This is a genomic window from Paraburkholderia pallida, assembly GCF_004524855.1.
Lineage (GTDB): Bacteria > Pseudomonadota > Gammaproteobacteria > Burkholderiales > Burkholderiaceae > Paraburkholderia > Paraburkholderia oxyphila.
In genome coordinates, this window is sequence record NZ_CP038149.1 from 1,642,563 (window position 1) to 1,668,174 (window position 25,612).

Genomic DNA, 25,612 nt, shown 5'->3' on the forward strand with positions numbered 1-25,612 from the left:
CGGACGTTTTCGCGTTGTCGCGCTCCCGCATGGCGCCCCGCAATCGCCGCTTCGCAGCGCGGTCGCGGCGGCATGCCCGAGCGCGCGATGCATGCACGGTGTCCCTTGAATCACGACTCGAAGCCCGCTTTGGCTCCTGCTGCGCTGGCCGCGGCCCGCCGTTCGGCGTGCCCGGGTCTCGTGCGCGTGGTCGCGGCGCGCGACGGCGGACTGTGCCGCATCCGCCTTGCGGGCGGCGCGCTCACGGCCGCGCAGGCGCATGCGATCGCCGAGGCCGCGCTCACCCATGCGAGCGGCACGCTCGAGTTGACCAACCGCGCGAATGTGCAGGTGCGCGGCGTGCGCGCGGGCAGCGAGACAGCACTCACCGAGGCGCTAGTGGCGGCGGGTCTGGGGCCAAACGCATCGGCGCACGCGCACGGCGACCTCTGCGCCGCCGACGAATTGCGCAATCTGATGCTGAGCCCGCTGGCCGGACTCGATCCCGACGCGCTCATCGACACCACCACGCTCGCCGCGCCCATCGTCTCGATGCTGCAGAGCGAGCCGCGATTCGCGGCGCTCTCGCCCAAGTTCGCGCTGCTGCTCGACGGCGGCGAGCGTCTCGCGGCGCTCGATCATCCGCATGACATCTGGCTCGCGGCCGCGCGCAACGCAGATGACGTGCGCTTCGTATTCGGCCTCGCCGGCTGCGTTGGCGACGGTGCGCTCGGCGGCGTTGCATCCGCACACGCGCCCGCGCTCATTCGCGCGCTGCTGCATGCGTTCCTCGACTTCGCGGAGCCCGGCCAGACGCGCATGCGCGAAGTGCTCGCATCGCACGATGCCGATGCGATGCTCCAACGCGCACTTCATCACGCCGATTTCCCCATCGCGTGCAACGATGCGGGAAATGAAACGGCATTGCAGGCATGGCGACGCGAGCCAGTCGACCTCTCGTTGCGCCTCGGTGCACATGCACTCGACGGACTCGCCATCGCTCACGCGGACGCCAAGGGCTACGCCGGCTGCCAGCCGCCGCTCGCACGGCTCGATGCCGCGACGTTGCACGCGCTCGCCACGCTTGCGGAAGAACACGGCGACGCGACGCTGCGCGTCACGCCCTGGCAAGGCGCGATCTTGCCGAACGTGGCGCAACGCGCCATGCCAGAAGTGCTCGACCGCCTGCGCGCGCTCGGCCTCGTGTGCGATAGCGCCGACCCGCTCGCGCGCACGATCGCCTGCACGGGCTCGGCCGGCTGTGCGAAGAGCCGAGCCGATACCAAGGCCGACGCGCTGCGTCTCGCCGCGCAGCTGCCGCCCGGTGTGCATGTGCACTTGAGCGGCTGCGAACGCTCGTGCGCGGCCGCGCATCAAGCACCGTTTACGCTGCTCGCCGCCACGCCCGGCCACTATGACCTTTACGAGCGCGACCCAGCCGCCGCCCCTTTCGGGCGCCTGGTCGCGCGCAACCTGACGATTGAAGCCGCCGCGCGCACCCTCGCGCAGCGGCCCCGGAGCACCCCCGATGTCTGACTACATTCGCGACGGCCAGGCGATCTATTGCGAGTCGTTCGCGACGATCCGCGCCGAAGCCGATCTCTCGCACATTCCCGCCGACCTAGAAAAGCTGGCCGTGCGCGTGATCCACGCCTGCGGCATGGTCGACGTGGCCGCCGACCTGGCGTTCTCGCCCGGCGCGGGCCGCGCCGGCCGCACGGCGCTCGCAAACGGCGCGCCCATCCTCTGCGACGCGAAGATGGTCGCCTTCGGCATCACGCGCGCGCGCCTGCCTGCCAGCAACGCCGTGATCTGCACGCTCGACGACCCCGCCGTGCCCGGCCTCGCGCGCGAGCTCGGCAACACGCGCTCGGCCGCCGCGCTCGAGCTGTGGCGCGAACACCTCGAAGGCAGCGTGGTCGCCATCGGCAATGCGCCCACCGCACTGTTTCACCTGCTCGACATGATCGCGGCCGGCGCGCCGCGCCCCGCGCTGATCCTCGGCATGCCGGTGGGCTTCGTCGGCGCCGCCGAGTCCAAGGCCCTGCTCGCCACCGCCGCGCACGGTGTGCCGTTCGTGGCCGTGCACGGGCGGCGCGGCGGCAGCGCCATGGCCGCCGCCGCCGTCAACGCACTTGCTTCGGAGATCGAATAAATGTCCATCAAAGGCCGTCTTCACGGCATCGGCGTTGGCCCCGGCGACCCCGAGCTGCTCACGCTCAAGGCGCTGCGCCTCCTGAAGGCCGCGCCCGTGGTCGCGTACTTCGTCGCCAAAGGCAAGAAAGGCAACGCGTTCGGCATCGTGGAAGACCACCTGCACGCGCAGCAGGAACGCCTGCCGCTCGTGTACCCGGTGACGACCGAAGCGCTCGAGCCGCCGCTCTCGTACGAGGCGATCATCGCCGACTTCTACGACGGCGCCGCGCAAGTCGTTGCCGGCCATCTCGATGCGGGCCGCGACGTGGCAGTGATCTGCGAAGGCGATCCGTTCTTCTACGGCTCGTACATGTACCTGCACGACCGCCTCTCCGAGCGCTACGAAACCGAAGTGGTGCCGGGCGTATGCTCGATGCTCGGCGGCGCGGCCGTGCTGGGCGTGCCGCTCGTCTACCGCAACCAGAGCCTCGCAGTGCTCTCAGGCGTGCTGCCCGAGGACGAACTGCGCCGCCGCCTCGCCGACGCGGACGCCGCCGTCATCATGAAACTGGGCCGCAACTTCGAGAAGGTGCGCCGCGTGCTCGCCGATCTCGGCCTCGCGCAGCGCGCGCTGTATGTCGAGCGCGCGACCATGGCGAACCAGCGCATCGTACCGCTCGACGAGGTCGATCCGATGGCGTCGCCGTACTTCTCGCTGCTCGTCGTGCCGGGGGAAAAATGGCAAGCCTGATGCCGCCCGCGATCGTCGTGCTCGGCCCCGGCGCGCTCGCGACCGCGCAGCGCGTGAAAGCGCTCTATGCAGGCGCGCAGATTCACGCCTTGCAGGAACGCGCGCAAGGCGATGTCGCGTTCAGTGGATTGAGCGAGCACTTGCGCGAGCTGTATCGGCGCGGCACGCCCATCGTCGCGCTGTGCGCGGCCGGCATCGTGATTCGCTGCCTCGCGCCGCTGCTCACGAGCAAGAGCGTGGAGCCGCCCGTGCTCGCGCTGGCCGAGGACGGCAGCGCCGTCGTGCCGTTGCTCGGCGGCCTTACCGGCGTGAACGTCATGGCGCGCGAGATTGGCGCGGCGCTCGAAACCGCGCCCGCGATCACCACGAGCGGCGAATTGCGCTTCGGCACGTGCCTGCTCAATCCGCCCGAAGGCTATGCGCTTTCGAGCCTCGCGCAAGGCAAGCGCTTCGTCTCCGATCTGCTCGCGGGCGAGGCCACGCGCATCGACGGCGCTGCGCCCTGGCTCGAGACCGTGAACCTGCCGCGCGACCCGGCGGCGCGCCATGCGATCCGCGTGAGCCCGCACGCCTGGGACGGCAATCCCGAGCATCTCGTGATTCATCCGCGCAGCGTGGTCGCGGCGGCCAGCGTGGCGCCTGCGCTGCTCGCCGAACATGTGCGCGAGGCACTGAGCGCGAACGGCATCGCGCAAGAGGCGCTCGCGGCGCTCGTCGCCCCGGCCGCGCGCATGGGCGAGGCCGCGTTCGAGCAGGCGGCGCGCGCATTGGGCGTGCCGCTGCGATTTACCGGTGCCGGCGATGCCGTCGACGCGGCCCATGCTGCTGAAATCACGAGTCCCGCCAAAGCCGCCGACTCGGCCGGTGCGGCTCGCGATCAAGCCGACAATAGTGCGAACGCCAGCGCCGCCGCCCTGCTCGACGCGCTCGCACTGCCTGCATCCGCGCAGCGCTTCGCCGCCGAACACGGCATCGCGCTGAGCGTCGCGCATGAACCCATCGACGCGCACACGCTCGGCGAGGCCCGCGGCAAGCTCACGGTGCTGGGCCTCGGGCCGGGCCGCGCCGACCTCCTCACGCCCATGGCGCGCGCCGCGCTCGACGAGGCCACCGATATCGTCGGCTATGCGACTTACGTGGAGATGGCGGGCCCGTTGCGCCCGGGGCAAGTGCGCCACGCCACCGACAACCGCGAAGAACTGCAGCGCGCGCGCCATGCGTTCGAGCTCGCGAGCGCGGGGCGGCGTGTGGCCGTGGTGTCGTCGGGCGACCCCGGCGTGTTCGCGATGGCCGCCGCCGTGCTGGAGGCGCTCGAAGCCTCGGACGAGCCGCGCTGGCACCGCGTCGAGCTCGAGATCGTGCCCGGCGTCTCGGCGGCGCTCGCCACGGCGGCGCGCGTTGGCGCGCCGCTTGGCCACGACTTCTGCATGCTCTCGCTCTCGGACAACCTCAAGCCGTGGAGCGTGATCGAAAAGCGCCTGCGCCACGCCGCGCTCGCCGATCTCGCGATGGCCTTCTACAACCCGATTTCGCGCGCGCGGCCCTGGCAGCTCGATCGCGCACTGGAAATCGTGCGCGAAGTGCGCGCGCCCGGCACGCGCGTCGTGCTCGGCCGCGACGTGGGTCGGCCAGGAGAGACACTCCGCACGACCACGCTGGGCGAGCTGGATTCATCGCAGGTGGACATGCGCACGATGGTCATCGTCGGGTCGTCGGCCACGCGTGGCTTTGCGCGCGGCAGCAGCAGCGGCGAAAAGAACGAGGAATGGGTCTACACGCCGCGCTGGTATGCACAGGATGGCGACGCGAAAGGTTGAGCGCGCATCGAGGGGAGCAAACCTCGTGTTTCCCCTCACTCAACTTTTTGCGCGGCGTGCCGTAAACGCAGTGATCTTGTCATTACCCGATCCTGTCTCGCTTCTGCCCCACTACGTGCGCCGATGACCGACACTCCCCTCGAAGCCACCCACGACACGGCCCCCGACGCCACGCCCGATGCCGCGCCCAGCGCCGCATTGCTCACGCCCGCGGACATCCCGCTCGGCCAGCCGCTCGAATGGCCCCTCGCCGACCACGACGGCACGCTGCTGCTCGAACGCGGCGCCACGCTGGTGGGCGAGATCGAGCGCGATTTCCTGTTCCGCCACTTCGCCCCGCAGCGCGGCGACCGCGAAACGCCCGATGAGGCGCTCGCGCACGCCACGCCGCAGGAGCCGGAAGCCGCGCCTGGCGTGCGCGACCTGCATCTGACTATTGGCGCGTCGATGGGCGTGCGCCCGCAACAAGGCGCAAGCGGCGCGCCGATGCATCCGTGCAAGCTGATCGGCATTGCGCCGAACGAATCGATCTTCGTGACGCTGCCCTACGCGAAGGGCCGCCCGATCGAGATCACGCCCGGGGAAAACGTGGAAATCGTGGCGATCGCGAGCCAGGCCGTTTATCGCTTCGTCTGCACGATTCAAGCGATGTACCAGGCCCCGTCCGGCTATCTCGTGCTATCGAGGCCCGCCAATATCCGCATGCTGCGCGAGCGCAAGTCGATCCGCGTGAACGCTCGCTTTCCCGTGCGCTTTGGCATCGGCGACGAAGGCTATCAGGGTGTCGCGCTCGCGCGCGGCATCAGCGCGCTGGGGCTCTCGCTCACGGCGCCCTGGGCGCTCGGCCAGATCGGCGAGCGGTTGCGCATCGCCTTCAGCCTGCGCTCCGGCGACATCGACACGGCCATCGAAACGAGCGCCGTCATTCGCAACGTGCAGCAGGAAGACGGCGAGCCGGGGCAAGCCACGCTCGGCCTCGAACTCGACAGCCTCACGAGCGCCGAGCAGATGGCGATGAAGGTCTATGTGTTCGATCGTCAGGACGACGTGATTTACTGGAGCAACGGGGCGCGCTGACGGCTACGCGGCACGCATTTGCCGCGCAAGCACACGCTCAGGCAAGCAACGCTTCGGCGTCGAAGCATTCCCCCTGCCATGCCTGCGCGAGCGCGCGGCAGCGCCCCACGCGCACGGCCGCGCCTTCGCAGTCGACCACGCTGACGTAGTCCGCATGACGCGGGCGCGCCGGCCATTGCGTGGTGCGGCCGTCGCTGAAGAGCCAGAGGTGACGCTCGCGCGCCGGGTCGCGGCGCGCCACGCTTTCGAGCAGTTGCGCCGCGCGGCGCATACCGGCTTCGAGCGGTGTGCCGCCCCCGCCGCCAATCGGCTCGAGCCAGCGCTCGTTCCACCAGCGCGGCACCGCCGGGCCGAAACGCAGCTCGGCGCGCGCGCCGCCAAAGCAGATCAGCGCCACTTCCACGCGCTCGCTGCGTGCGCGGTCGAACAGCGCGATCAGCAAGCCCTTCGCCAGCGCAAGCTGTCCATGCGCGAGCATCGAGGCCGAGCAATCGAGCACGAAGCAATGCAGCGCACCGGTGCCGGTCTTGTGTCGCACAAAACGCAGATGCGCGGCGCTCAGCGCGCCGCCGCGCTTCGCGGCAAGCGTGGGCGGCCAGGCGATGCGCGCGCCCAGCGCCGCGTCGCGGACGACGCGCGCGTGCGCCCGCCCCGGGCCTTCACGCCGCCGTGCACCGCCCCGTACCTGAGCGGCAGCCCTTGCCCGGCGGGTCAGCGTTTTTTTGCGGGCAGTGGGATCACGCCTTTCACTTGCCGCGCCGCGACCGGCTCGGGTGGCAGCTCGCCCCAATCCGGATTTGCTTCGGACTGCAAGCTTTCCGCCGATGTTTCCGGCGATGCCGGCCCCGGTTCGTTTGGCGCGCCACCCTCGCCACGTTCACTGCTTGACGGCCGCTGATCCGGCATGACGCGGCGCCGATGCGCAAGCACCGCCTCGGCCACCTCGTCGACGTGCTCGGGCGCCACCTGCGCCGCGCCTTCGAACGCAGCCAGCGCGCGCGCCGCGCGCAGCATCACGAGATCGGCGCGCATGCCGTCGACGGCGGCCTGAACGCACAGCCGCGCCGCCCGCTCGTGCACCGCGTCGCTCAGTTCGAGTGAGCCGAGCGCGCCTCGCGCGGCGGCAATGCGCTGTGCCAGCTCGCGCTGCGCCGCCTCATGCGCCGCGCAAAACGCCAGCGGGTCCGCATCGAACGCGAGCCGCGCCTTGACGATGCGCTGCCGCTCGTCCACATCGAAGCTGTTGTTCAGTTCGACCGTCAACCCGAAGCGATCCAACAACTGCGGGCGCAGTTCGCCTTCCTCGGGATTCATCGTCCCCACCAGCACGAAGCGCGCCTCGTGCGTGTGCGAGACGCCGTCGCGCTCGACCGTATTCACGCCGCTCGCGGCCGCGTCGAGCAACGCATCGACGAGCGCGTCGGGCAGCAGGTTGACTTCGTCCACGTAGAGCACGCCGCCGTGCGCGCGCGCGAGAAGGCCCGGCGAGAAGCGCACCGCGCTCTCGCGCAGCGCCGCTTCGAGGTCGAGCGTGCCGATCAGCTTCTCTTCGCTCGCGCCAAGCGGCAGCGTGACGAACGCGCCATCGGGCAGCAGCGCGGCGAGCGCGCGCGCCGCCGTCGATTTGGCCGTGCCGCGCGGCCCGCTCACGAGCACGCCGCCAATCGCCGGATCGACGGCCGCCAGCAGCAACGCGCGCTGCAGCGGCGCCTGGCCGACCAGCGCCGTAAAGGGAAATGCGGCTCGCACGCGCGCTTCGCTCATGGTCAGGATGCCTCCAGATGCTGCCCGGCTTCGAGCAGGCGGTGTTCGAGTTGCGCGCGATGCTCGCCGGGCTGTTGCCACAGGCCGCGCTGCATCGCTTCGACCAACCGCTCGCAAATAGCATGCAAGGCGTGCGGGTTGTGGCGCTGCAAGAAGGCGCGCGTGTCGTCGTCGTGCACATAGGCGTCTGCGACCAGCGCATATTGATGGTCGCCCACCACGCGCGCGGTCGCGTCATAGCCGAACAGATAATCGACGGTGGCCGCCATCTCGGCCGCGCCCTTGTAGCCGTGGCGCTTCACGCCTTCGAGCCACTTCGGGTTCACCACGCGCGAACGGACCACGCGCGCAATTTCCTCGTGCAGCGGCCGGATGCGCGGCGCGGCGGGATTGCTGTGATCGGCATGATAGAGGCTCGGCTGCGCCTGCGAGAAGTGCCGCGCCGCCGCGGCCATGCCGCCCTGGAACTGGTAGTAGTCGTTCGAGTCGAGCAGGTCGTGCTCGCGGTTGTCCTGGTTCTGCAGCACGACATCGATGCTGGCCAGGCGCGCGCGGAATGCATCGCGCGCCTCGTCGCCGGCGCTCTTCTGTGCATACGCATAGCCGCCCCAGGCTTCGTACGCCTGCGCGAGATCGGCATCGGTCTGCCATTGGCGATGATCGATCATCGATTGCAGCCCCGCGCCATAGGCGCCGGGGCGCGCGCTGAACACGCGCCAGCCCGCGCGGAGGCGCGCTTCGTCCGCGTCCATGCCTTTGGCCACGAGCGCATCGCGCTCGCGCAAGATACGCGCGCGCAGCGGATTCAGATGCTCGGGCTCGTCGAGGTCGGCCACGGCCTGCACGGCGGCATCGAACAGATGCATCACATTGGGAAAGCCGTCGCGAAAGAAGCCCGAGACGCGCAAGGTGACGTCGATGCGCGGACGGTCGAGCGCCTCCACCGGCATGATCTCGAAGTCGATCACGCGCTGGCTGCCCGCCGCCCATTTCGGGCGCGCGCCAATCAGCGCGAGCGCCTGGGCGATGTCGTCGCCGCCCGTGCGCATCGTCGCCGTGCCCCATACGGAAAGGCCGACCGCGCGCGGATAGTCGCCGTGCTCCTGCAGATGGCGCTCGATGAGTTGCTGCGCCGACTTCATGCCGAGCGACCATGCCGCTTGCGTGGGCACCGCGCGCGTATCGACCGAATAGAAGTTGCGCCCCGTGGGCAGCACATCGGGGCGGCCGCGCGAGGGCGAGCCGCTCGGGCCGGGCGGCACGAAGCGGCCCTCGAGGCCACGGCGGAACTGGCGCAATTCCTCGGGCCCGCAGGCGTCGAGGCGCGGCAGCACGTCGTCGCGCAGGCGCGCGATGACGCGCGCCGCGTGCGGCAAGTCTTGCATGGCTTCTTCGAGCGCACCCGGCTTGCCGTCGCAAACGCCAGCGAGCCATGACGCCGCCAGCGCCTCGAGCCGCTCGCGCGTATCGCCCGCGTGGCGCCACGGCGCGTCGCTCGCCTGCGCAAGCAGCGCGGGCCGCGGCCCAGTCCATGGCGCGGCCCAGTCGACGCTTGCCGGATCGAGCAAATGGTCGATGCCGAGATCGCGCGCGAGCGCGTCGATGAGGCCCGCGTTCGCGCCCTGCCCGTCGCCGCACGGATAGCGTCCCAGCGCGAGCAGCGTGTCGCGCCGCTGCACGCCTTGCGGCGAAATGCCGAAGGTGTGCAAGCCGTCGCGAATCTGCGCTTCTTTCAATTCGCAAAGATACGCGTCGGCGCGCGTAAGCAGTTCGTCCTCGGCCTGCTGATCCTGCGGTGCCGCGATGCTCAGCTCCTCGTGCAGGCGATGCTCGATGATCGTCGCGAGTATCGTCTTGCGCAACAGCCTGGCCCGGCGCGGGTCGACCATAATTGCTTCGTAATACTCATCGACCTGGCGTTCGAGATCCTGCAGCGGGCCGTAGTTCTCCGCGCGCGTGAGCGGCGGCATCAGGTGATCGACGATCACGGCCTGCGCGCGGCGCTTTGCCTGGCTCCCCTCGCCCGGGTCGTTGACGATGAACGGGTACAGATGCGGCAGCGGCCCGAGCACCATGTCGGGCCAGCAGGACTCGGCAAGCGCCACGCTCTTGCCCGGCAGCCATTCGAGATTGCCGTGCTTGCCGACGTGCGCGATCGCATCGATGCCGAAGGTGTCGCGCAGCCAGAAGTAGAACGCGAGATACGCGTGGGGCGGCACGAGCTCGGCATCGTGATAGTTCGCGTAGCTGTCGTCGCCACGCGAGCGCGAGGGCTGGATGCCGACGAACACCTGGCCGCAGCGCCAGCCCGCGATCATGAAGCGGCCTCGGCGCACCGTGGGGTCCTGCTCGGGCGTGCCCCAGCGCGCGATGAGCGCGTTCTGCGCCTCCACGGGCAATTGCGCAAAACGCTTGCGGTAGTCGTCGAGCGCGAGGCTCTGCCACGCGGGACGCAGCGCGCGCGTATCGGGATCGTTGGTCACGCCCTGCGTGAGCGTGTGCATGAGCGCCTCGCCGTCCTCGGGCAGATCGGCGACGCGATAGCCCTCGTCGCGCAGCATGCGCAGTATCCCCACGACCGATGCCGGCGTATCGAGCCCCACGCCATTGCCGATGCGCCCTTCGCTCATCGGATAGTTCGCGAGCACGAGTGCGAGCTTCTTCTGCGCATTCGGCAACTGGCGCAGCCTGCACCAGCGCCGCGCGAGCTCCGCGACGAACGCCACGCGCTCCGCATCGGGCTGATAGCGGACCACGTCCACCTGGGTCGCCTTGCAGTGGTACGCGAGGCCCTTGAAACTGATCGCGCGCGTGATCACGCGGCCATCGACTTCGGGCAGCGCGATATGCATGGCGATGTCGCGCGAATTGAGGCCGTGATTGTCGTTGACCCAGTCGTCGCGGTTACCGCCACTCAGGATCACCTGGAGCACGGGCGCATCGCCCGCGATCGCGAGTGTTTCGGGGTCGTCGAGCGACGAGGCCGCGAACGCGGTGGTGTTGAGCACGAGCGAGACATCGTGCTCGAGCGCGAGGCGGTCGAGCACGTCGCGGCTCAGCGCGTCCTTGAGCGACGTGATGGCGAGCGGCAGCGGATTGATGCCGCGTTCGGCCAGCGCGTCGATGAGCGCATCGAATGCGGCCGTGTTGGCGGCCTGCAAATGCGCCTTGTAAAACAGGATCGCCACCACGGGTGCGCCCGGCTGCCAGCGCGCGCGCCAGTCGTCGATGGTCGCGATATCGCGCTGCGGGTGATACAGCGCGGCGGCGGGCAACACCACGGGCGGCGCGGGTTCGCTGCCCCACTTGAAGGCCTGCCACGCGAGCGCGCGCAAAAAGCCTTCGGCGTTGGCCGCGCCGCCTTCGCGCAGATAGCGCCACAACAGCCGGCAGAACTCGGGCTCGGCGCGGCTCTTCGCGATCAGGTTCGGATCTTCCTGCAAGTCGCCCGAAAACATCGCGAGCAGTTGCCCGCGCTTTTGCGCGAGCGTGACGACCTGTTCGATGCCGTAAGGCCAGTACGTCTCGCCGCCCAGATGATCGACGACGACCACGCGCGCATGCTGCAGGACATCGTCGACATAAAAGTCCACCGAGGCGGGCTGGCGCAGATACGTGACGTTCGCGAGCCGCACGCTCGGGAAGCCCGCGGGCAGGCGCGGCACGACGCTCGCGAGCAGGGCGAGCGTCGTGTCGGCGGAACTGAGCACGACGATCTCGGCAGGCTGCTGGTCGATGCGGACGACGCCCTGCGTGTCGTCGACGAAGCCGCCCGGCGTGGTGCGCAGCAAATGCATGGCGTTCTCGCGTGCTTCTGTGTATCAGTGAGTCAGTACGTGCAAGTTCGAGTGCATACGCACGCTCATTGCGCCGGCGCGGTCTGCACCGAAGCGAGCGCGGCATCGAACGCGCGTTGCAGCACCGCCGCGTCGAGATCCTCGCCAATCAGCACGAAGCGGCTCACGAGCGGCTGCGCCGCGCTTTCCTCAGCATTCCAGCTGCGGTCGAAGTAGCTGTCGAAGCGGCGGCCCACGCCTTGAATCACGAGGCGCATCGGCGCGCCCGGCAGCGCGGCGAAACCCTTCACGCGATAGATCGTGTGCGCGTCCACGAGCTTTTGCAGCGCCTCGATCGCGGCCTCGCGCGAGCTCGCGCTGCCCTGCACGACGACCGAGTCGAAGTCATCGTGATGATGGTCGGGATCGTCGGCGGAACCGTGATGGTCGTGGCGCAGATGGATGCTCTCCTCCGAAGCCGCCTCCAGGCCGAGCAGCGTGTGCAGATCGAGCTGGCCATGCTGGGCGCGCACGATCTTCACTTGCGGCGGCAACTCCTCGCGCAGGTCTTCGATGAGCGCTTCCTGCGCCGCGGCGTCGATGAGATCGGTCTTGTTGAGGATGACGAGGTCGGCCGCCGAGAGCTGATCTTCGAACAGCTCGTGCAGCGGCGACTCGTGATCGAGATTCGGATCGGCCTTGCGCTGCGCATCGACGGCCTGCGGGTTCTCCGCGAACTGGCCGCTCGCGGCGGCGGGACCGTCGACCACGGTCACGACCGCGTCAACGGTGAACGCGTTGCGGATCGACGGCCAGTTGAAGGCCTGCACGAGCGGCTTGGGCAGCGCGAGGCCCGAGGTCTCGATCAGCACGTGATCGATCTCGCCGCGGCGTTCGAGCAGTTGCTCCATCACCGGAAAGAACTCTTCCTGCACGGTGCAGCACAGGCAGCCGTTGGCGAGCTCGTAGAGCGCGCCGGCCTTTTCGTTGCCGTCCTCGTCGCAGCCGATGCCGCAACCGCGCAGGATCTCGCCGTCGATGCCGAGCTCGCCGAACTCGTTGACGATCACGGCAACGCGCAGCCCGCCCGCGTGCTGGAGGATGTGCCGCAGCAGCGTGGTCTTGCCGCTGCCCAGAAAGCCCGTGACGATGGTGACGGGGATCTTGCGCATGTGCTGCGTTTGCATGAAGTGCTCCTTCGGCTCGCGGCCGCAGGTGGGATGCGCCGCGTAACGCTCGCGCGCACGTCCTTGCCTGGCGCCGTCAAACACGGCGCGGCCTGCACCGCGCGCGCCTGCCGGCCCACGCAAGGCGCACCGGCAGCAAGGCTGCGCGAAGGCGAAGCGTGGCGTGCCGCGAGGCTTGCACAACGGTGAAACGCAAAGACGCGCGACGAGCGAAGCCCGGCTGACGCATGGAAATCATGGACCCGGCGCCGCAACCCCGCAGCGCGCGTCCCTCGTATCTGGCCGGTATCCGGACTGACGAAGCGCCGCTCCACCTTCCCGCGCGGCAGGCCTCGCGGCCCGCCTGCGCAGTGGCATCACACATGCCATGCATGCTTTGAAGCGGCTTGCATCGACCTTGCGGCCGACGCGCTCGTTGTACCGTTGCGGGTGCAGTTCAGGTTGGCCATGCCCGTGGCGGGATGGCTCCCTGATTCCCGTTTAACCGCGTGCAGAACGTAAGCGCACGCGAGCACCAGAGTGCGTGCGAGTGTAGGCGTGGGCCGCACTCGCGTCAACCGGCGAGTGCGTTGCAGGAAGCGCGCAGCGGCCGCTCGCGTGGCCCGTGCATGGCCTGCGCAGAGCCCTTTGCGTGCGCTCCGGTTTTACCCTTGGCGCGCCGCGGCCCGTGCGCGAAGGCCGGAATGCGTGTGCTATCGTATGCGCGCATCCGGAGCGCATCGCATGCACGCCCTGGCGGCCATGCCAGGCAATGCGTCCTGCTCTGCGCACGCCACGCCTTCGAACTCGCGCATTCCCGTGAACCGCTCCCTGCTCCCCGACGCCTTGCCCGCCGCCCCGGCATCAGTGCACAATCCAGCGCCGCTCGCGCTGGGTCTCGGCTGCCGCAGCGGCGTGACGCTCGCGCAGGTGGAGGCGGCCGTGCATGTGGCGCTCGGCGCCTGGCCGCTGGCAAGCGTGAAGGCCGTGGCCACGCTCGACGCGAAAGCCGCGGAAGCCGCCCTGCTCGCGTTCTGCGCCAGGCATGCGCTGCCGTTGCAGGCCTTCGCGCGCGAAAGCGTGAACGCCATGGGCGTGCAGTCCGCGGTTAGCGTGGCGGCGTATGCGCGCTTTGGCGTGGAGGGCGTATGCGAGCCGTGTGCACGGCTCGCCGCACGAGGCGGCCCGCTCGTGCGCGGCAAGCTCGCGCTCGACGGCGTGACCGTCGCGATCGCGGCTTTCGCCGAGGCGTCACAGGAAGACACCCAAACCGGCGCACAAGCCACCGCATGAATCGGACACGCTGCAGGCGCGCACAGTAACGCACCACAGCGCGCCGCAATCGAAACAACATTCCCGGCCCGAACCGCACGAAGAACCGCGACGAAGACCGCAACACAGGACACACCCGCGACGATGAAAACCGATCCCGAATCGCACCAACGCATGACCGAGCGCCGCCGCGAAGGCCACGAAAAGAAGCAGGCCGCCGCGACGCACGAAAAGGGCCTGCTCATCGTCAACACCGGCAACGGCAAGGGCAAGAGCACGGCGGCGTTCGGCATGGCCGTGCGCGTGCTGGGCCATGGCATGAAGCTCGGCGTGGTGCAGTTCATCAAGGGTGCGCTGCATACGTCCGAGCGCGATTTCCTCGGCACCATCGCGCACTGCGACTTCATCACGATGGGTGACGGCTACACCTGGAACACGCAGAATCGCGACGCCGACATCGCCACCGCGCGCAAGGGCTGGGACGCCGCGAAGCGCATGATCGAGAGCGGCGAATACGGCATGGTGATCCTCGACGAGCTCAACACGGTGCTCAAGTACGAGTACCTGCCGCTCGACGAAGTGCTCGGCGTGCTCACCGCGCGCGGCGCCATGCAGCACGTCGTGGTCACGGGCCGTCACGCGCCCGATGCGCTGATCGAAGCCGCCGACCTCGTCACCGAAATGCGGCTCGTGAAGCATCCGTACCGCGAGCAAGGCGTGAAGGCGCAAAAGGGCGTGGAGTTCTGACGCGATGGCAGCGATCGCAGCAACGGCAGCCGCGCTCGCCTGCCCCGCGCTCTTCATCAGCGCGCCGGCATCGGGCCAGGGCAAGACCACGCTGACCGCGGGCCTCGCGCGCCTGCACCGGCGCATGGGACGGCGCGTGCGCGTGTTCAAGACCGGCCCGGACTTTCTCGATCCGATGATCCTCGAGCGCGCGAGCGGCGCCCCCGTGATGTCGCTCGACTTGTGGATGGTGGGTGAAGCGGGGTGCCGCGCTTTGCTCGCGCAAGCGGCTTCGCAAGCGGATCTCATCCTGATCGAAGGCGTGATGGGCCTCTTCGACGGCACGCCCAGCAGCGCCGATCTCGCCGCGAAATTCGGCGTGCCGGTGGCCGCCGCGATCGGCGCGAATTCGATGGCGCAGACCTTCGGCGCGATTGCGTTCGGGCTCGCGCGCTATCGCACCGACGTGCCGTTTCATGGCGTGCTCGCAAACCGCGTGGGCTCGCCGCGTCATGCGCAAATGTTGCAGGAGGGGCTGCCCGCCGATATCCGCTGGCTCGGCCACGTTGCGAGCGACGCGGCGTTTTCGCTGCCCGACCGGCATCTCGGCCTGCACCAGGCCAGCGAGATCGACGATCTCGATGCGCGCATCGAACGCGCCGCCGACGCCCTCGCGCAAACCGCGCTCGCGCAATTGCCGCCAGCGGTCGAGTTTCAGGCGAGCGAGGCGGATCCCCTCGCGAGCGTGCCTCGCCTGCTCGACGGCATGCACATCGCCATCGCGCGCGATGCCGCGTTTTCGTTCATCTACCCGGCTAATCTCGCGCTGCTCGACGCGCTGGGCGCGCGCGTGAGCTTTTTCTCGCCGCTTGCCGACGAACCCGCACCCACGTCGGCGGATGCCATCTATCTGCCCGGCGGCTATCCCGAGCTACACGCGGCAACGCTCGCACGCAACACGTGCAGCGCAGATTCGTTGCGCGCGCATGCAATTGCGGGGCGCTCGCTCGTGGCCGAATGCGGCGGCATGCTGTATCTGCTCGACGCGCTCACTAGCGTCGACGGCACGCGCACGCCGATGCTCGGCCTCTTGCCGGGCGAGGCCGTCATGCAAAAGCGCTTTGCGGCGCTCGGCATGCAGCGGCTCGACGGCACGCACGGGATGCTCACCGGCCACACGTTCCATTATTCGCGCGTGAGTACGCCGCTCGCGCCTGCGCTACGCGCACGCCATGCGCAAACGGGCGCGGACGGCGAGCCGCTCTATCGGCACGGCTCGATTGTCGCGACCTACATGCACGCCTATTGGCCATCCAACCCGACCTTCACGGCCGCACTCTTCCATGGCACAGCCTTTTGACGAAGCCGAACGCGCGGCGGTCTACCGCGCGATCTACGAACGGCGCGACATGCGGCACTTCACGCCCGGCCCCGTCGATGCCGCGGTGATGGCGCGCCTGCTGGACGCCGCCCATCACGCGCCGAGCGTGGGCTACATGCAGCCGTGGCGGATCGTGCGCATCACCGACGCCGCATTGCGCGAGCAGTTGCACGAGACCGTCGAGCGCGAGCGCCTCGCCACCGCCGACGCGTTAGGCAAGCGCCGTGACGAGTTCATGAAGCTCAAGGTGGAAGGCATGCGCGAATGCGGCGAACTGCTCGTCGTCGCGCTGATGGACCGCCGCGAGACACACATCTTCGGCCGCCGCACCTTGCCGGAGATGGACCTCGCCTCGGTGGCCTGCGCGATCCAGAACATGTGGCTCGCGGCGCGCGCCGAGGGGCTCGGCATGGGCTGGGTGTCGATCTTCGACGTGGATGACGTGCGCACGCTGCTGCGCATGCCGGCCGGCGCGAAGCCCGTGGCGATCCTCTGCGTGGGCCATGTCGCGGAGTTCTATCCGAAGCCGATGCTCGAGATGGAGCATTGGGCGGAGCGCCGGGCACTCGGCGAATGCGTGTACGAAAACCGTTGGCCTGACCTGCACGCCGAAGACGCGCCGCAAGGCGAAGACGCGCCGCAAGGCGAGAACGCGGGCACGGCTGACCACTAGCCCGGCATGCCCGACCAGCTCATGCCGGGCACGCAACGAGGTCAGGCGCCGAAAGTGACCGCCTCGATATTGTTGCCGTCCGGGTCGATGAGAAAGGCGCCGTAGTAGTCGGGACTGTAGTCGAGCCGCAGGCCCGGTGCGCCGTTGTCCACGCCGCCCGCCTCGATGCCGGCAGCGTAGAAGCGGTCGACCTCGGCGCGGCTCGCGGCAGCGAACGCCACGTGCGCGCCGCGCGGCTTGTCGGTGTTGCTGACCGGCACAGTGTGGAGCCAGAATTTCGGTGTGCCAGGCTTACCGATGCCGACGTCATCGCCATAGCGCACGCAGACGCCATAACCGAGCGGCGCCAGCGCCGCCTCGTAAAATCGTAAGCTGCGTGCAAGATCCTGCACGCGCAGACCCACGTGGTCGTACATGTCTGTCTCCCGTCCCATGCAAAGGGCGTCGCCTGCGGGCAACCATTGCCGCAGCACGTGGAAATCAGCTTAGTCCACAACCCCGGCCCCGGCCTGGGGAAAATTGCCCCCGTCCGCACATACTCAAACCCGCCAGCGCGTCATCGCGCGAGCGGCGTCACGGAGATCACGTCGGGCATCGCGGGCATCGCGGGCGCTCCGGCCTGGCCGGCAGCGGGCGCCACCTCCTTCAGCTTCACGCGCCATTGCGGCGCGCCCGCATACGGCAGCCGCGCGAGCGCGCCGGCGACCAGGTACGGCAGGGCCTGCTGCGCGTCGGCGTTGCGGTCGCGTTTTTCCGCGCTCACCTTGTAGGCTTCGTGGCCGTCCGGCAGCGTGAAGAAGCGCAACGTGAGCGTATGCACATAGCGCTTGCCGAACCACGGGAACGCCGGCCCTTCGGACGGCACGCAGCCGCCCGTGCAATTGGCCGCATCACCCGTGGCGACGGTGACATCGGCGGGCCGCGAAGCCCACGATGCGGAGACGAGGTAGCGCGCCTTCCCGGATGTGTTTTCCTGGAAGCCGCGCTGAGCGAGGCCTTCGCCCAGCAGCCGCTCGTAAGGCAGCGGCTCTGCAGCGTCGGCCTGCGCGGGCGTGCGCGCGAGCTGATACGTCGCGGCCGCCGCGTCGGTCGCGCTCAGGTCGCCGCTGGCCCGCACGTCGGCGCTCGCGCCTGCGCAGCCGGCGAGCGCGCCCAGCATCGACAAGGTGCAGATCGTCATCAGGACTTTCACGGGGAACTCCATCGGAATCATTGCCAGCCACGACTGGCGCCATTTGACAGGATCGGACAGGGATCAAACAGGATCAAGCGGAGTCCAGCGCCGGCCGGTGCACATCGACGCGCCGCGAAGTGGCGGCGCGCACGCCCACGGCGCCCTCAGGTCACGGCATCGAGCGCCGGCAGTGACATCGTCACCGTCGTGCCCTGGTCAGGCGCGCTCTCCACGTGGATTTCGCCGCCATGACGCGTCACGACCGTCTTCACGAACGCCATGCCGAGCCCCGCGCCGCTCACCTCGGGCCGCTGGCCCGCATGAAAGCGGCGGAACGGCTGGAACAGCTTGGTCTGATCTTCGAGCGGAATGCCATAGCCCTCGTCGCGAATCGAGCAGATCACGCGCGGCGTCTGGCCATCCGCGACTGCGATACTACAGACAATTCTTGTTTCTGGTGGGCTGTATTTCACCGCGTTGTTCAGAATATTGATCAGCGCGCGCGTCATGAGCGAGCGGTCGGCGTTGATCCAGCCCATCTGCTCGCCCTCGAAGGCCGTCTCGATCTGGATGTGCTTGGCGCTCGCCTGCGGCCAGACTTCGTCGCTGGCGTCGATGGCAAGCTCCGTGAGGCTGGTCGGCTCCAGCGCGTACACCTGCGATTCCGCGCGTGCGAGCTGCACGAAGTCGTCGGCGAGCGTGAGCGAGCGGCGCGCGTAGCGTTCGATGCGGTCCATCACCTCGCGCACCGGAGCGGCTTCGAGCGTGCCGCGCTCGCGCTCGGTCTCGACGAGCGCCACGATCGAAGCCTGCGGCGAGCGCATGTCGTGCGACAGCAGGCGCAATGCGTGCTCGCGCTGGCGCTCGGCATCGTGCAGCGCAGTCACGTCGACGAGGCCCGCGATCCAGCCCACCGCCTGCCCCTGCGCGTTCGTGCAGCTCGCGTAGCGCAGCAGGTAATCGCTGCCGTCGCGCGCGCGCACTTCCAGGCCGCGCTCCATGAGCTGCGCGTACTCGCCGCGCCCGGGATCGAGCGGCGCGGGCCAATGCGCGGAAGCGAAAGCCAGCGTCTCGGGATTCGGGTCGATCGGCTTGACGAGCGCGAGATCGCCGAACACCTCCTGCATCGCGCGGCCCTCGGCGGCGCTGACGTTCAGGTGTGCGAAATAGGCGCGTGCCGCATGGTTGGCGATCAGCACCACGCCGCGCAGGTCGGCCACGACGAGCGGCTCCGGCACGGAGTCGAGGCTGTCCCACACGAAGCGACGCATGTCCTGCAGGCGCTGCGCGGCCTGCGCCATCAGCGCCATCTGCTGGGCCAGCACGTCGCCGCCGAACTCGCGCGGCGGCGTGGGCGCCTCGGGCAGCAGGTAGGGCTCGTCGGCGAGCTGGCGCAGCTCCTTGCGCAGATACGCCATCGTCATTTCGAGGCGCCGCCAGCTCCAGAGCGGATAGACGAGCGCGAGCGCGACGATCGCCGGCACCGGCGCGAGCCAGATCCGCGCGTAATAGAGCAGCGCGGCGCTGCCGGCCAGCGTGAGGAACGCGAGCAGCGGCAGCAGCAGCAGCGTGCGCAGCGGCGAGAGCACGAGAAAGCCGGCCAGCAGCAGCGCGAGCGGCACCAGCGAGGCGAGCACCACGGTGAGCTGCGAGGCCGGCTCGATGGCCGTGCCCGCCAGCAGCGTATCGAGCACGAGCGCGTGAATGTAGACGCCGGGCATCGGTCCGAGCGTGCCCGAGAGCGGCGTGGCGAAACGGTCGAACAAGCCCGACGCCGTCACGCCCACCAGCGCCACACGACCCCGCAGAAGATCCGGCGGCACGCGCCCTTCGAGCACTTGTGCGAACGACACCTTGCGGTAAGTCTGCGTATTGGCGCCAAACGGCAGCAGGAAACGCGCTTCGCTATCGGGGCCACCTGCGTGCATGAGTTTCGCGTCGGCGGCAGCGGCCGCGGCGCTGCTCGCGCCGGCGAGATCGGGCAGCGCGACCTTGCCTTCGCGCACCGCGCGCCAGAGCGGCACCATCAACTGAGGCCAGCGCTGCTGCGCATCGCCCTCGAACATCGCGACGCTGCGCACGATGCCGTCACTATCGACTTCGAGGTTGATGTGGCCGAGACCCGCGGCGGCCTGGGCCAGCGGCGCGACGGGCTCCACGACCTCGCGGCGGCCGTAGTCGGCCTCGTTGGCGGGCGAAAGCAGCACCGGCAAATACGAGGGACGCTCGCGCAAGGCCTCGCCAAAGCGCGTGTCGTCGGGCGAGGGCTCGGTGAAGAGCACGTCGTAGACCACCGCTGCCACGCCCGCCTTCGCGAGCCGATCGACGAGCTGCGCGTGCAGGCTGCGCGGCCAGGGCCAGCGCCCCAGCGCGGCAACACTGGCGTTGTCGATCTCGACAATCACGATGTCGGGCGAGACCGGTCGCTCGCGCGCGGCGAGGAAGCGGTCGTAGACCAGATGATCGGCGCTGAGCGTCCACTGCCACACCACGCTCAACAGGACGACGGCGATACCCGCACACGCGACGCCCACCCACTCGAACAGAAAGCGCCGCCCGACCGGGCGGCCGAGGCGGGAGCGGGGGCGCGCGCTCACGCTCATGCGCGGCGGCCTCACCAGTCGAGACGGAACGACTGTACGGGGCTCGCCTTCTGGAAGTAGCGGCCTCCTTCGAACTGCTCGGCAATCACCGTCCAGTAGTAGACGCCCTTGGGCAGATCGCTGACGACGGCCTCGCCGTCCGTGATATCGGTGCGGTCCACGAGCGGCGCGCGCAGGTCCGACGAGGTGGCGAGCACGAAGCGAAAACGCGTGCTGCCGGCGCGGCGCTGATCGACGAACCAGCGGAATGCGTAGTCGCGCGTGCCCTCGACGCGCCCGGCCGAGGCGCCCAGCGAAACGCGCCGGCGCTGGAACGCATAGGTCGACGGCATGCCTTCGAGGCCGTTCTCGTCGATGGCGGAAAAGCGCGCGAAATACGTGCCGTCCGCGAGCGCGCCCACCTCGATATGCGGGCCGTCCGAGTGCGCGTCGCCGATCAGATCGAGCAGGCCCGCGTCGCGGCCGACCTGCACGCGATAGCTGTGCGCACCCGTCGTCGGCGCAAGATCGAAGGCGACGGTTTCGTCGTCCTGGACCTTCGCAGGATTGCGCAGATCGGGCGCGTCGAGCAGCGCGACCGGGCCGCCCACCGCGCCGCCTGCCAGCGTGAGGCTGCCGTGGCGCGCCGCGACGAGCTGCGTGGAAGCGGCCAGAGGCATGCCCGGCGCGGGTGCGACCGACGCGGCGGAGCCGTGCGGCGCCGCGTCCACGCCCACTGCGCCCTCGAGCACTTCGACGGCCGTCGAGCCCTTGTCGCCGTCGTAATTCACGCGAAAGCTCGTGCCGCGCACGCCAGCCACCACCGAAGGCGAGCGGATCTGAAAGCGGTCGTCCTTGCGGGTGGCGTGCGTGACCTCGGTATTCACCTGACCGCTGTGCAGGTTGACCACGCGGTCGGTCGCGCCGGTGAGCGCGGTCTCGCGCAGCGTGGCGAGATCGAGCGAGGCGCCCGGCGGGATGACGAGATGCGAGCCGTCGGCGAGTTCGAGCGTGGCGAAGCCGTTCTGCCCGGTCTGCACGCGATCGCCTTCGACGAGCGTCCCGCCAACGACAAGCGGCAGCAACGGCCCGTTGCCGAACGCATGGCCCGCGGGTCCCGACGTGGCGATCACGCGTGCGCTCAGGTGGTCCTGGCGCAGCAACGCGACCGGCACGCGCAGCGAGGTCCCCGGCTGCAGACGGCGCGGCGCGCTCACGTGGTTGATGCGCGCGAGCCGGGTCCAGTCGGCGGGATTGCGCAGATAGCGCGTGGCGATGTCGTAGAGCGAATCACCCGGACGCGTGACGTAAATGGCCATTTCGGCCGGCGGGAGATGCGGCTTGCGGGCTTCAGCGCGGCCCGCGGCAGGCAGCAGGCCCAATGCCAGCGCACAGGCAACCGCGCTGGCAAGCGGTGAACGCGCACGCGGCGTAAGCGGGAGGGTTGCCGGTGCACCGTGACGAGCGGAGCCGGGCCAGGAGAGCGCAACGCGAAGCGTCACGCGCCCAGGCACGGCCGGCCGCGCCTGAGCCGGCCGCGCCGAATAAGCACCACTCACGCCGCGTCCCCCTCGATGCGTTCGAGGCGATAGCCGTAGCCGTAGATCGGCGTGAGCCGATAGCCGTTCTCCGGGCGCAGGCCGAGCTTCGAGCGCAGCATGGAAACGTGCGTGTCCATCGTGCGCGACGGAATGTCGTCGGACTGCTTCCAGATCACGTCGAGGATGTGCGCGCGCGAAAGCGGCCGGCTCAGATGCTGGAACAGCAGCAGCGCAAGCTCGAACTCCTTTTGCGTGAGCGCCACCTGCTTGCCGCTGACCGATGCCTGGCGCGACTTCAGATCGAACTCGTACTCGCCGAAAACTTCCTTTTGCGACGGCGCGTGCAGCTGATAGGCACGGCGCAGCAGCGAGCCCACGCGCGCGAGCAGGACCGGCGCGGAGACCGGCTTGACCACGTAGTCGTCGGCGCCGCTGTTGAGCATCAGCGCGATGTCGACTTCGCGGCTGCGGCTCGTCATGAACAGGACGGGCAAGCGCGTGGACAGGCTTTGGCGGACCCAGTGCAGGACCTCGTCGCCGGCCATGTCAGGCACGTTCCAGTCGAGCACGAGCAAGTCGAACGTCTGCCGCCGGAGCTGCTTGACGAGCTCGCCTCCCTTGGCGAACGCATGACAGACGTGGCCAGCCGCCATCAGCGTCTGGCAGACGAAATCGGTCTGTGCCGGATCGTCATCGAGTACTGCGATTCTCATAGTGTCCTGCACCCAGTGTCGTTATTCATCTTTCCGGGATGGGCCGGCCCTGCAACGCCCGGCCTCCATCCCCAATCCCCTGCCACGCGGCCCCTGCCGCACAAACAGGGCGCCACTCTCGCCGCGTCTTGAAATGAATGGGAGCACGCTACGCAACAATGCGCCTGAAGAGATCGGGAACCAGTTTTCGCACATGGTAGTCGAAAACGCCCCCGACCGGCCGCAGCCCGACCGAAACCGCCCCCGCGCAGCCGAACCTCATCCGCCGCGGCGAGGCTGCAAGTCGGCCGCTGTGCCATTCATGTCAGTCGTGAGCACCGCACGCAAGTCCGCTACCGTGCCGTCCGCGCGCATTGCGTCGCGGGGCGCCGCTGGGTTGGACTCATGCCCCGCTGGCTCAGCCACATGAAGGCGTGGTCCGAGCCTCGTCGCATCCACGACAGGCTCTGGTATGAAAAACGAGTGGCGATAGCCGCGGGCTGCGCATCGCGTGGTCTCCGGCGCCCCTCCCCCCGGACTCGGATCGCCGGCGCAGGCGCCGCCGTATCGGCGCGTCACGCGCAGGCGGGCATCACCGCCCGACACCCGCCCGCAGACCGCTGCCGATCTCACACTATGGCGTTTCCCGCTGCTATCGCCACTCCCGGTACTTCCAGGCGCTGTTTGTCAGCGTTATCCGGCGGACTCGAGTCCGCTCTGACTTCCTCACACTACCGGCGCGTCGCCGTGTCCCGACCGCGCCGGCCCCCGTAGCCCAATCTCGCTGCCTGGCGTGCATGTGCCGCACGCCGCATTCGATGCGGTCCAATCATCGACAGGCCGCGACAACCTATTGTCGCTGCAAGCTCGCAAAGGTACTGTCAGGGATTGTTAAATTCGTCGGGGGCGACAGGCCCTCGCCGGATTTTGCCGATCGGGGCCTTGCGCCGTGGGTGAGCGCCCCGGCTGCGGGCGGCTCGCGGCCACCTGGAATACGTGCGCTACGCCATTGGGGACGGGCTCGGAAATATGAAACGGATTCCTAATTAACTGGCAGATGAGCGGGATAATTGGCGTTGCTATGCTTGAACAAGGCGTAGCCGCACCCCGCTTCTCCCTGAATAGGAGGAAGCGGGAAGACGCCCGTTGCGGGCGTCCTCGGCGTCACACGGGGGCCTCGCGCCTCAGTTCTGCTGCCGCTGGTCGCCGTGGCCGCCGCCCTGGCCGGACGAATGGCCGCCTTGTTGCGGCGCCTCGGGGCGGCCGCGCTCGGCAGGCGCCTCCGGCGGGCGGCCTCCGCCAGGCGGCGGGCCGGGCGGGCGATTGTACGCAGGCGCGCCTTGCGGTGCGGGCGGCCGCCCCATATTGGGTTGCGGCATGGGCGGACGCTGCACTTCCGCGGGCGGACGCGGCATCTCGGCCGGGGGATGCTGCATCTGGGCGGGCGGGCCGCCGTTCATGGGCGGGCGGCCGGGTGGCGCTTCGTTGCCGGGCATGTGCCCCGGTTCAGGCGGACGGCCGGCGCCGGGCGGCGGAGCGCCGTTGATTGGCGGACGTGGGCCGCCCATTTGCGGCGGCGGTGGCCGTCCCGGTCCCCCCGGCGGACCGCCCTGATAGTGCGGCGGCTCCGGCGGACGGCCGCGGCCCGGCGGCGGGACGTGCTCCCAACGATCGCGGTCGCCGTACCAGGGCCGATCGCGATAGAAGCTGCCCCAGTACGCGCCGACTGCAAACGTGACGATCGGCAGGCCGATGGCCGCGCCATAGCCTGTCAGCGGCACGTAGTCGCCTTGATACGGATACACGAGATAGCCGGCATAGATCCAGCCACGCAGGCCGGGCAGCGCGACGTCACACCAGGAGTAGTCGCCCACGCAGCCCATCACCTCGACCGGCACGTTGGGACCGAGCTCGCTCACGACCGGATAGGCGTCGGACGGCCCGGCAAACAGATCGACAGGCTCGCTCGTGTAAGCCTCGGTTTGCGCGCGCACGCCGGAGGCCGCGAACGCCATCCCCGCAGCCACGCAGACCGTCGCGATCGGCAGGGCCAGCCCGCGTGGAGGCTTCGTTTTTCGGTTTGTCATGCTCCCCTCTTTTGTTCTGTGATCATGGAGAAGCATCCAGCATATTCCATTCCTGGAAGCCGGGGTGTGCTTGCAAAGATCGCCGCGCCGCGTCGCGGCGCTCAGGCGGCGCGCGTCTTGCGGCGCGCGGGTGCGCCGTGCTCCGGCGTTTCGATTGCGCGAATGGCGTTGTCGCGCGACGTGTTCATGCGCGTCTCGACGCACTTGAGCACGCGCGGCAGATCCTGCGCCGCGATCGCGCGGCGCAGCTCGCGCCAGCCGCGAATCGACTGCGCAATGGCCTCCGGATGCGCGGCGAACGCCATCCGGTTGTAGCGCAGCACGCGTAACGAAATGGATTTCAGCATGTCCGAGAGCACGAGGTTGCTGCTCAAGTCGAAGACCGCGAAGTTCAGCAGGAAACCCTCGAGGACGTACGCATCCAGCGATTCGTTCATCGCCTGCTCGAGCGCCTTCACGTGCTCGTCGAACACCTTGCCGAGCTGCGCCGGCGATTCGGCCAGCAGATCCTTGATGAGCGCCGAGTACAGCAGCGTGCGCACCGCGAAGATATCGCGCAGCTCGCGCGCGTCCGGTTGCGTCACGATTGCGCCGCGCCGCGCCTCGACCGCAACCAGCCGGTCGCGCTCGAGAATACGCAACGCCTCGCGCACCGGCGCACGGCTCACGTGCAGGATCTCGCCGATGTCGCTTTCCAGAAGACGCTTGCCCGCCTCGATGTGATTGAGCGTGATGGCTCCCGCGATGCGGGCGGCGATCTGCGCCGCCACGGGCATGGACGCACTCTCCCACTCCTTGCCCCGCAAGACAGCATCCTCCACCGCCAGCATCAGTTGGCCCCTCGGTTTGAGCAAGATACCGAGATCCGGAAGTTCCTGCGTTCGTTGTCTCGCCATGTCGGTGTTACCTGATCGGGAAGGTTGCGCTCCAAGCGGGTCACTGCCTCGCGACGCATCGCAGCCGCGAGACGGAAAGTATACCATTCGCCGTGCACTTCTCTATTTTTTGTCGACATTAT

Annotated in this window: 20 protein-coding genes and 1 riboswitch; of the genes, 9 read left to right on the forward strand and 11 right to left on the reverse strand. The window is 69.1% G+C overall.

Going from position 1 to position 25,612, the window contains the following annotated elements:
- Positions 1 to 87 precede the first annotated feature (87 nt).
- From cobG to E1956_RS22530, 5 genes are all read left to right on the forward strand, one after another.
- Positions 88 to 1,515: a precorrin-3B synthase gene (cobG, locus tag E1956_RS22510; RefSeq protein ID WP_134753062.1), complete on the forward strand. Its 1,428-nt coding sequence runs from the start codon at positions 88 to 90 to the stop codon at positions 1,513 to 1,515.
- Positions 1,508 to 2,134, forward strand: a complete 627-nt coding sequence (locus tag E1956_RS22515) for a precorrin-8X methylmutase (protein WP_134753064.1) — start codon at positions 1,508 to 1,510, stop codon at positions 2,132 to 2,134. The genes cobG and E1956_RS22515 overlap by 8 nt, the downstream gene beginning before the upstream one ends.
- Entirely contained in the window at positions 2,135 to 2,866 is a 732-nt protein-coding gene (locus tag E1956_RS22520) for a precorrin-2 C(20)-methyltransferase (RefSeq protein ID WP_134753066.1), read from the forward strand.
- Positions 2,854 to 4,683 carry a precorrin-3B C(17)-methyltransferase gene (gene cobJ, locus E1956_RS22525; RefSeq protein WP_232071545.1) on the forward strand — a complete coding sequence of 610 codons (1,830 nt, stop codon included), beginning with the start codon at positions 2,854 to 2,856 and terminating at the stop codon, positions 4,681 to 4,683. Before E1956_RS22520 ends, cobJ begins: the two co-directional genes overlap by 13 nt.
- A 123-nt stretch (positions 4,684 to 4,806) precedes the next feature.
- Positions 4,807 to 5,760 carry a flagellar brake protein gene (locus E1956_RS22530; RefSeq protein ID WP_134753068.1) on the forward strand — a complete coding sequence of 318 codons (954 nt, stop codon included), beginning with the start codon at positions 4,807 to 4,809 and terminating at the stop codon, positions 5,758 to 5,760.
- A 37-nt stretch (positions 5,761 to 5,797) separates the two neighbouring features.
- Here E1956_RS22530 and E1956_RS22535 read toward each other — a convergent pair whose 3' ends face one another.
- The 4 genes from E1956_RS22535 to cobW all read right to left on the reverse strand — a co-directional run bounded on the left by E1956_RS22535 (position 5,798) and on the right by cobW (position 12,487).
- Entirely contained in the window at positions 5,798 to 6,298 is a 501-nt protein-coding gene (locus tag E1956_RS22535) for a vWA domain-containing protein (protein ID WP_418789267.1), read from the reverse strand.
- 173 nt (positions 6,299 to 6,471) lie between these two features.
- The gene (locus E1956_RS22540; RefSeq protein WP_134753070.1) at positions 6,472 to 7,524 is read right to left on the reverse strand and encodes a magnesium chelatase ATPase subunit I; all 1,053 of its coding nucleotides are present in this window, start codon (positions 7,522 to 7,524) and stop codon (positions 6,472 to 6,474) included.
- 2 nt (positions 7,525 to 7,526) lie between these two features.
- Positions 7,527 to 11,321: a cobaltochelatase subunit CobN gene (gene cobN, locus E1956_RS22545; RefSeq protein ID WP_134753072.1), complete on the reverse strand. Its 3,795-nt coding sequence runs from the start codon at positions 11,319 to 11,321 to the stop codon at positions 7,527 to 7,529.
- Between the two features lie 65 nt (positions 11,322 to 11,386).
- A complete protein-coding gene (cobW, locus tag E1956_RS22550) occupies positions 11,387 to 12,487 on the reverse strand; it encodes a cobalamin biosynthesis protein CobW (RefSeq protein ID WP_134753074.1) in 1,101 nt (366 codons plus the stop codon).
- A gap of 263 nt (positions 12,488 to 12,750) precedes the next feature.
- Positions 12,751 to 13,021, reverse strand: a riboswitch (cobalamin riboswitch).
- 189 nt (positions 13,022 to 13,210) lie between these two features.
- Here cobW and E1956_RS22555 point away from each other — a divergent pair.
- From E1956_RS22555 to bluB, 4 genes are all read left to right on the forward strand, one after another.
- Positions 13,211 to 13,759, forward strand: a complete 549-nt coding sequence (locus tag E1956_RS22555; protein WP_232071547.1) for a cobalamin biosynthesis protein — start codon at positions 13,211 to 13,213, stop codon at positions 13,757 to 13,759.
- A 123-nt stretch (positions 13,760 to 13,882) separates the two neighbouring features.
- Positions 13,883 to 14,485, forward strand: coding sequence for a cob(I)yrinic acid a,c-diamide adenosyltransferase (gene cobO / locus E1956_RS22560; RefSeq protein WP_134753076.1), 603 nt, complete (start codon positions 13,883 to 13,885; stop codon positions 14,483 to 14,485).
- Positions 14,486 to 14,489: 4 nt separating this feature from the next.
- Positions 14,490 to 15,824, forward strand: a complete 1,335-nt coding sequence (locus E1956_RS22565) for a cobyrinate a,c-diamide synthase (protein WP_134753078.1) — start codon at positions 14,490 to 14,492, stop codon at positions 15,822 to 15,824.
- A complete protein-coding gene (gene bluB, locus E1956_RS22570) occupies positions 15,808 to 16,518 on the forward strand; it encodes a 5,6-dimethylbenzimidazole synthase (RefSeq protein WP_134753080.1) in 711 nt (236 codons plus the stop codon). Before E1956_RS22565 ends, bluB begins: the two co-directional genes overlap by 17 nt.
- Before the next feature lie 41 nt (positions 16,519 to 16,559).
- Here bluB and E1956_RS22575 read toward each other — a convergent pair whose 3' ends face one another.
- The 7 genes from E1956_RS22575 to E1956_RS22605 all read right to left on the reverse strand — a co-directional run bounded on the left by E1956_RS22575 (position 16,560) and on the right by E1956_RS22605 (position 25,490).
- Positions 16,560 to 16,934 (reverse strand): VOC family protein, encoded by a 375-nt coding sequence (locus E1956_RS22575; protein WP_134753082.1) that lies wholly within the window; start codon positions 16,932 to 16,934, stop codon positions 16,560 to 16,562.
- A 140-nt stretch (positions 16,935 to 17,074) separates the two neighbouring features.
- Positions 17,075 to 17,710, reverse strand: a complete 636-nt coding sequence (locus tag E1956_RS22580) for a DUF4136 domain-containing protein (protein ID WP_167760093.1) — start codon at positions 17,708 to 17,710, stop codon at positions 17,075 to 17,077.
- Positions 17,711 to 17,856: 146 nt separating this feature from the next.
- Entirely contained in the window at positions 17,857 to 20,295 is a 2,439-nt protein-coding gene (locus E1956_RS22585) for a CHASE2 domain-containing protein (RefSeq protein ID WP_134753086.1), read from the reverse strand.
- An 11-nt stretch (positions 20,296 to 20,306) separates the two neighbouring features.
- On the reverse strand, positions 20,307 to 21,593 hold the full coding sequence (locus E1956_RS22590) for a FecR family protein (protein WP_134753088.1): 1,287 nt from the start codon (positions 21,591 to 21,593) through the stop codon (positions 20,307 to 20,309).
- Positions 21,594 to 21,829: 236 nt separating this feature from the next.
- Positions 21,830 to 22,528 carry a response regulator transcription factor gene (locus E1956_RS22595; protein ID WP_028217992.1) on the reverse strand — a complete coding sequence of 233 codons (699 nt, stop codon included), beginning with the start codon at positions 22,526 to 22,528 and terminating at the stop codon, positions 21,830 to 21,832.
- Positions 22,529 to 23,691: 1,163 nt separating this feature from the next.
- Positions 23,692 to 24,594, reverse strand: a complete 903-nt coding sequence (locus tag E1956_RS22600) for an SH3 domain-containing protein (protein ID WP_232071549.1) — start codon at positions 24,592 to 24,594, stop codon at positions 23,692 to 23,694.
- A 101-nt stretch (positions 24,595 to 24,695) separates the two neighbouring features.
- Positions 24,696 to 25,490 carry a GntR family transcriptional regulator gene (locus tag E1956_RS22605; protein ID WP_134753090.1) on the reverse strand — a complete coding sequence of 265 codons (795 nt, stop codon included), beginning with the start codon at positions 25,488 to 25,490 and terminating at the stop codon, positions 24,696 to 24,698.
- Between the last annotated feature and the right edge of the window lie 122 nt (positions 25,491 to 25,612).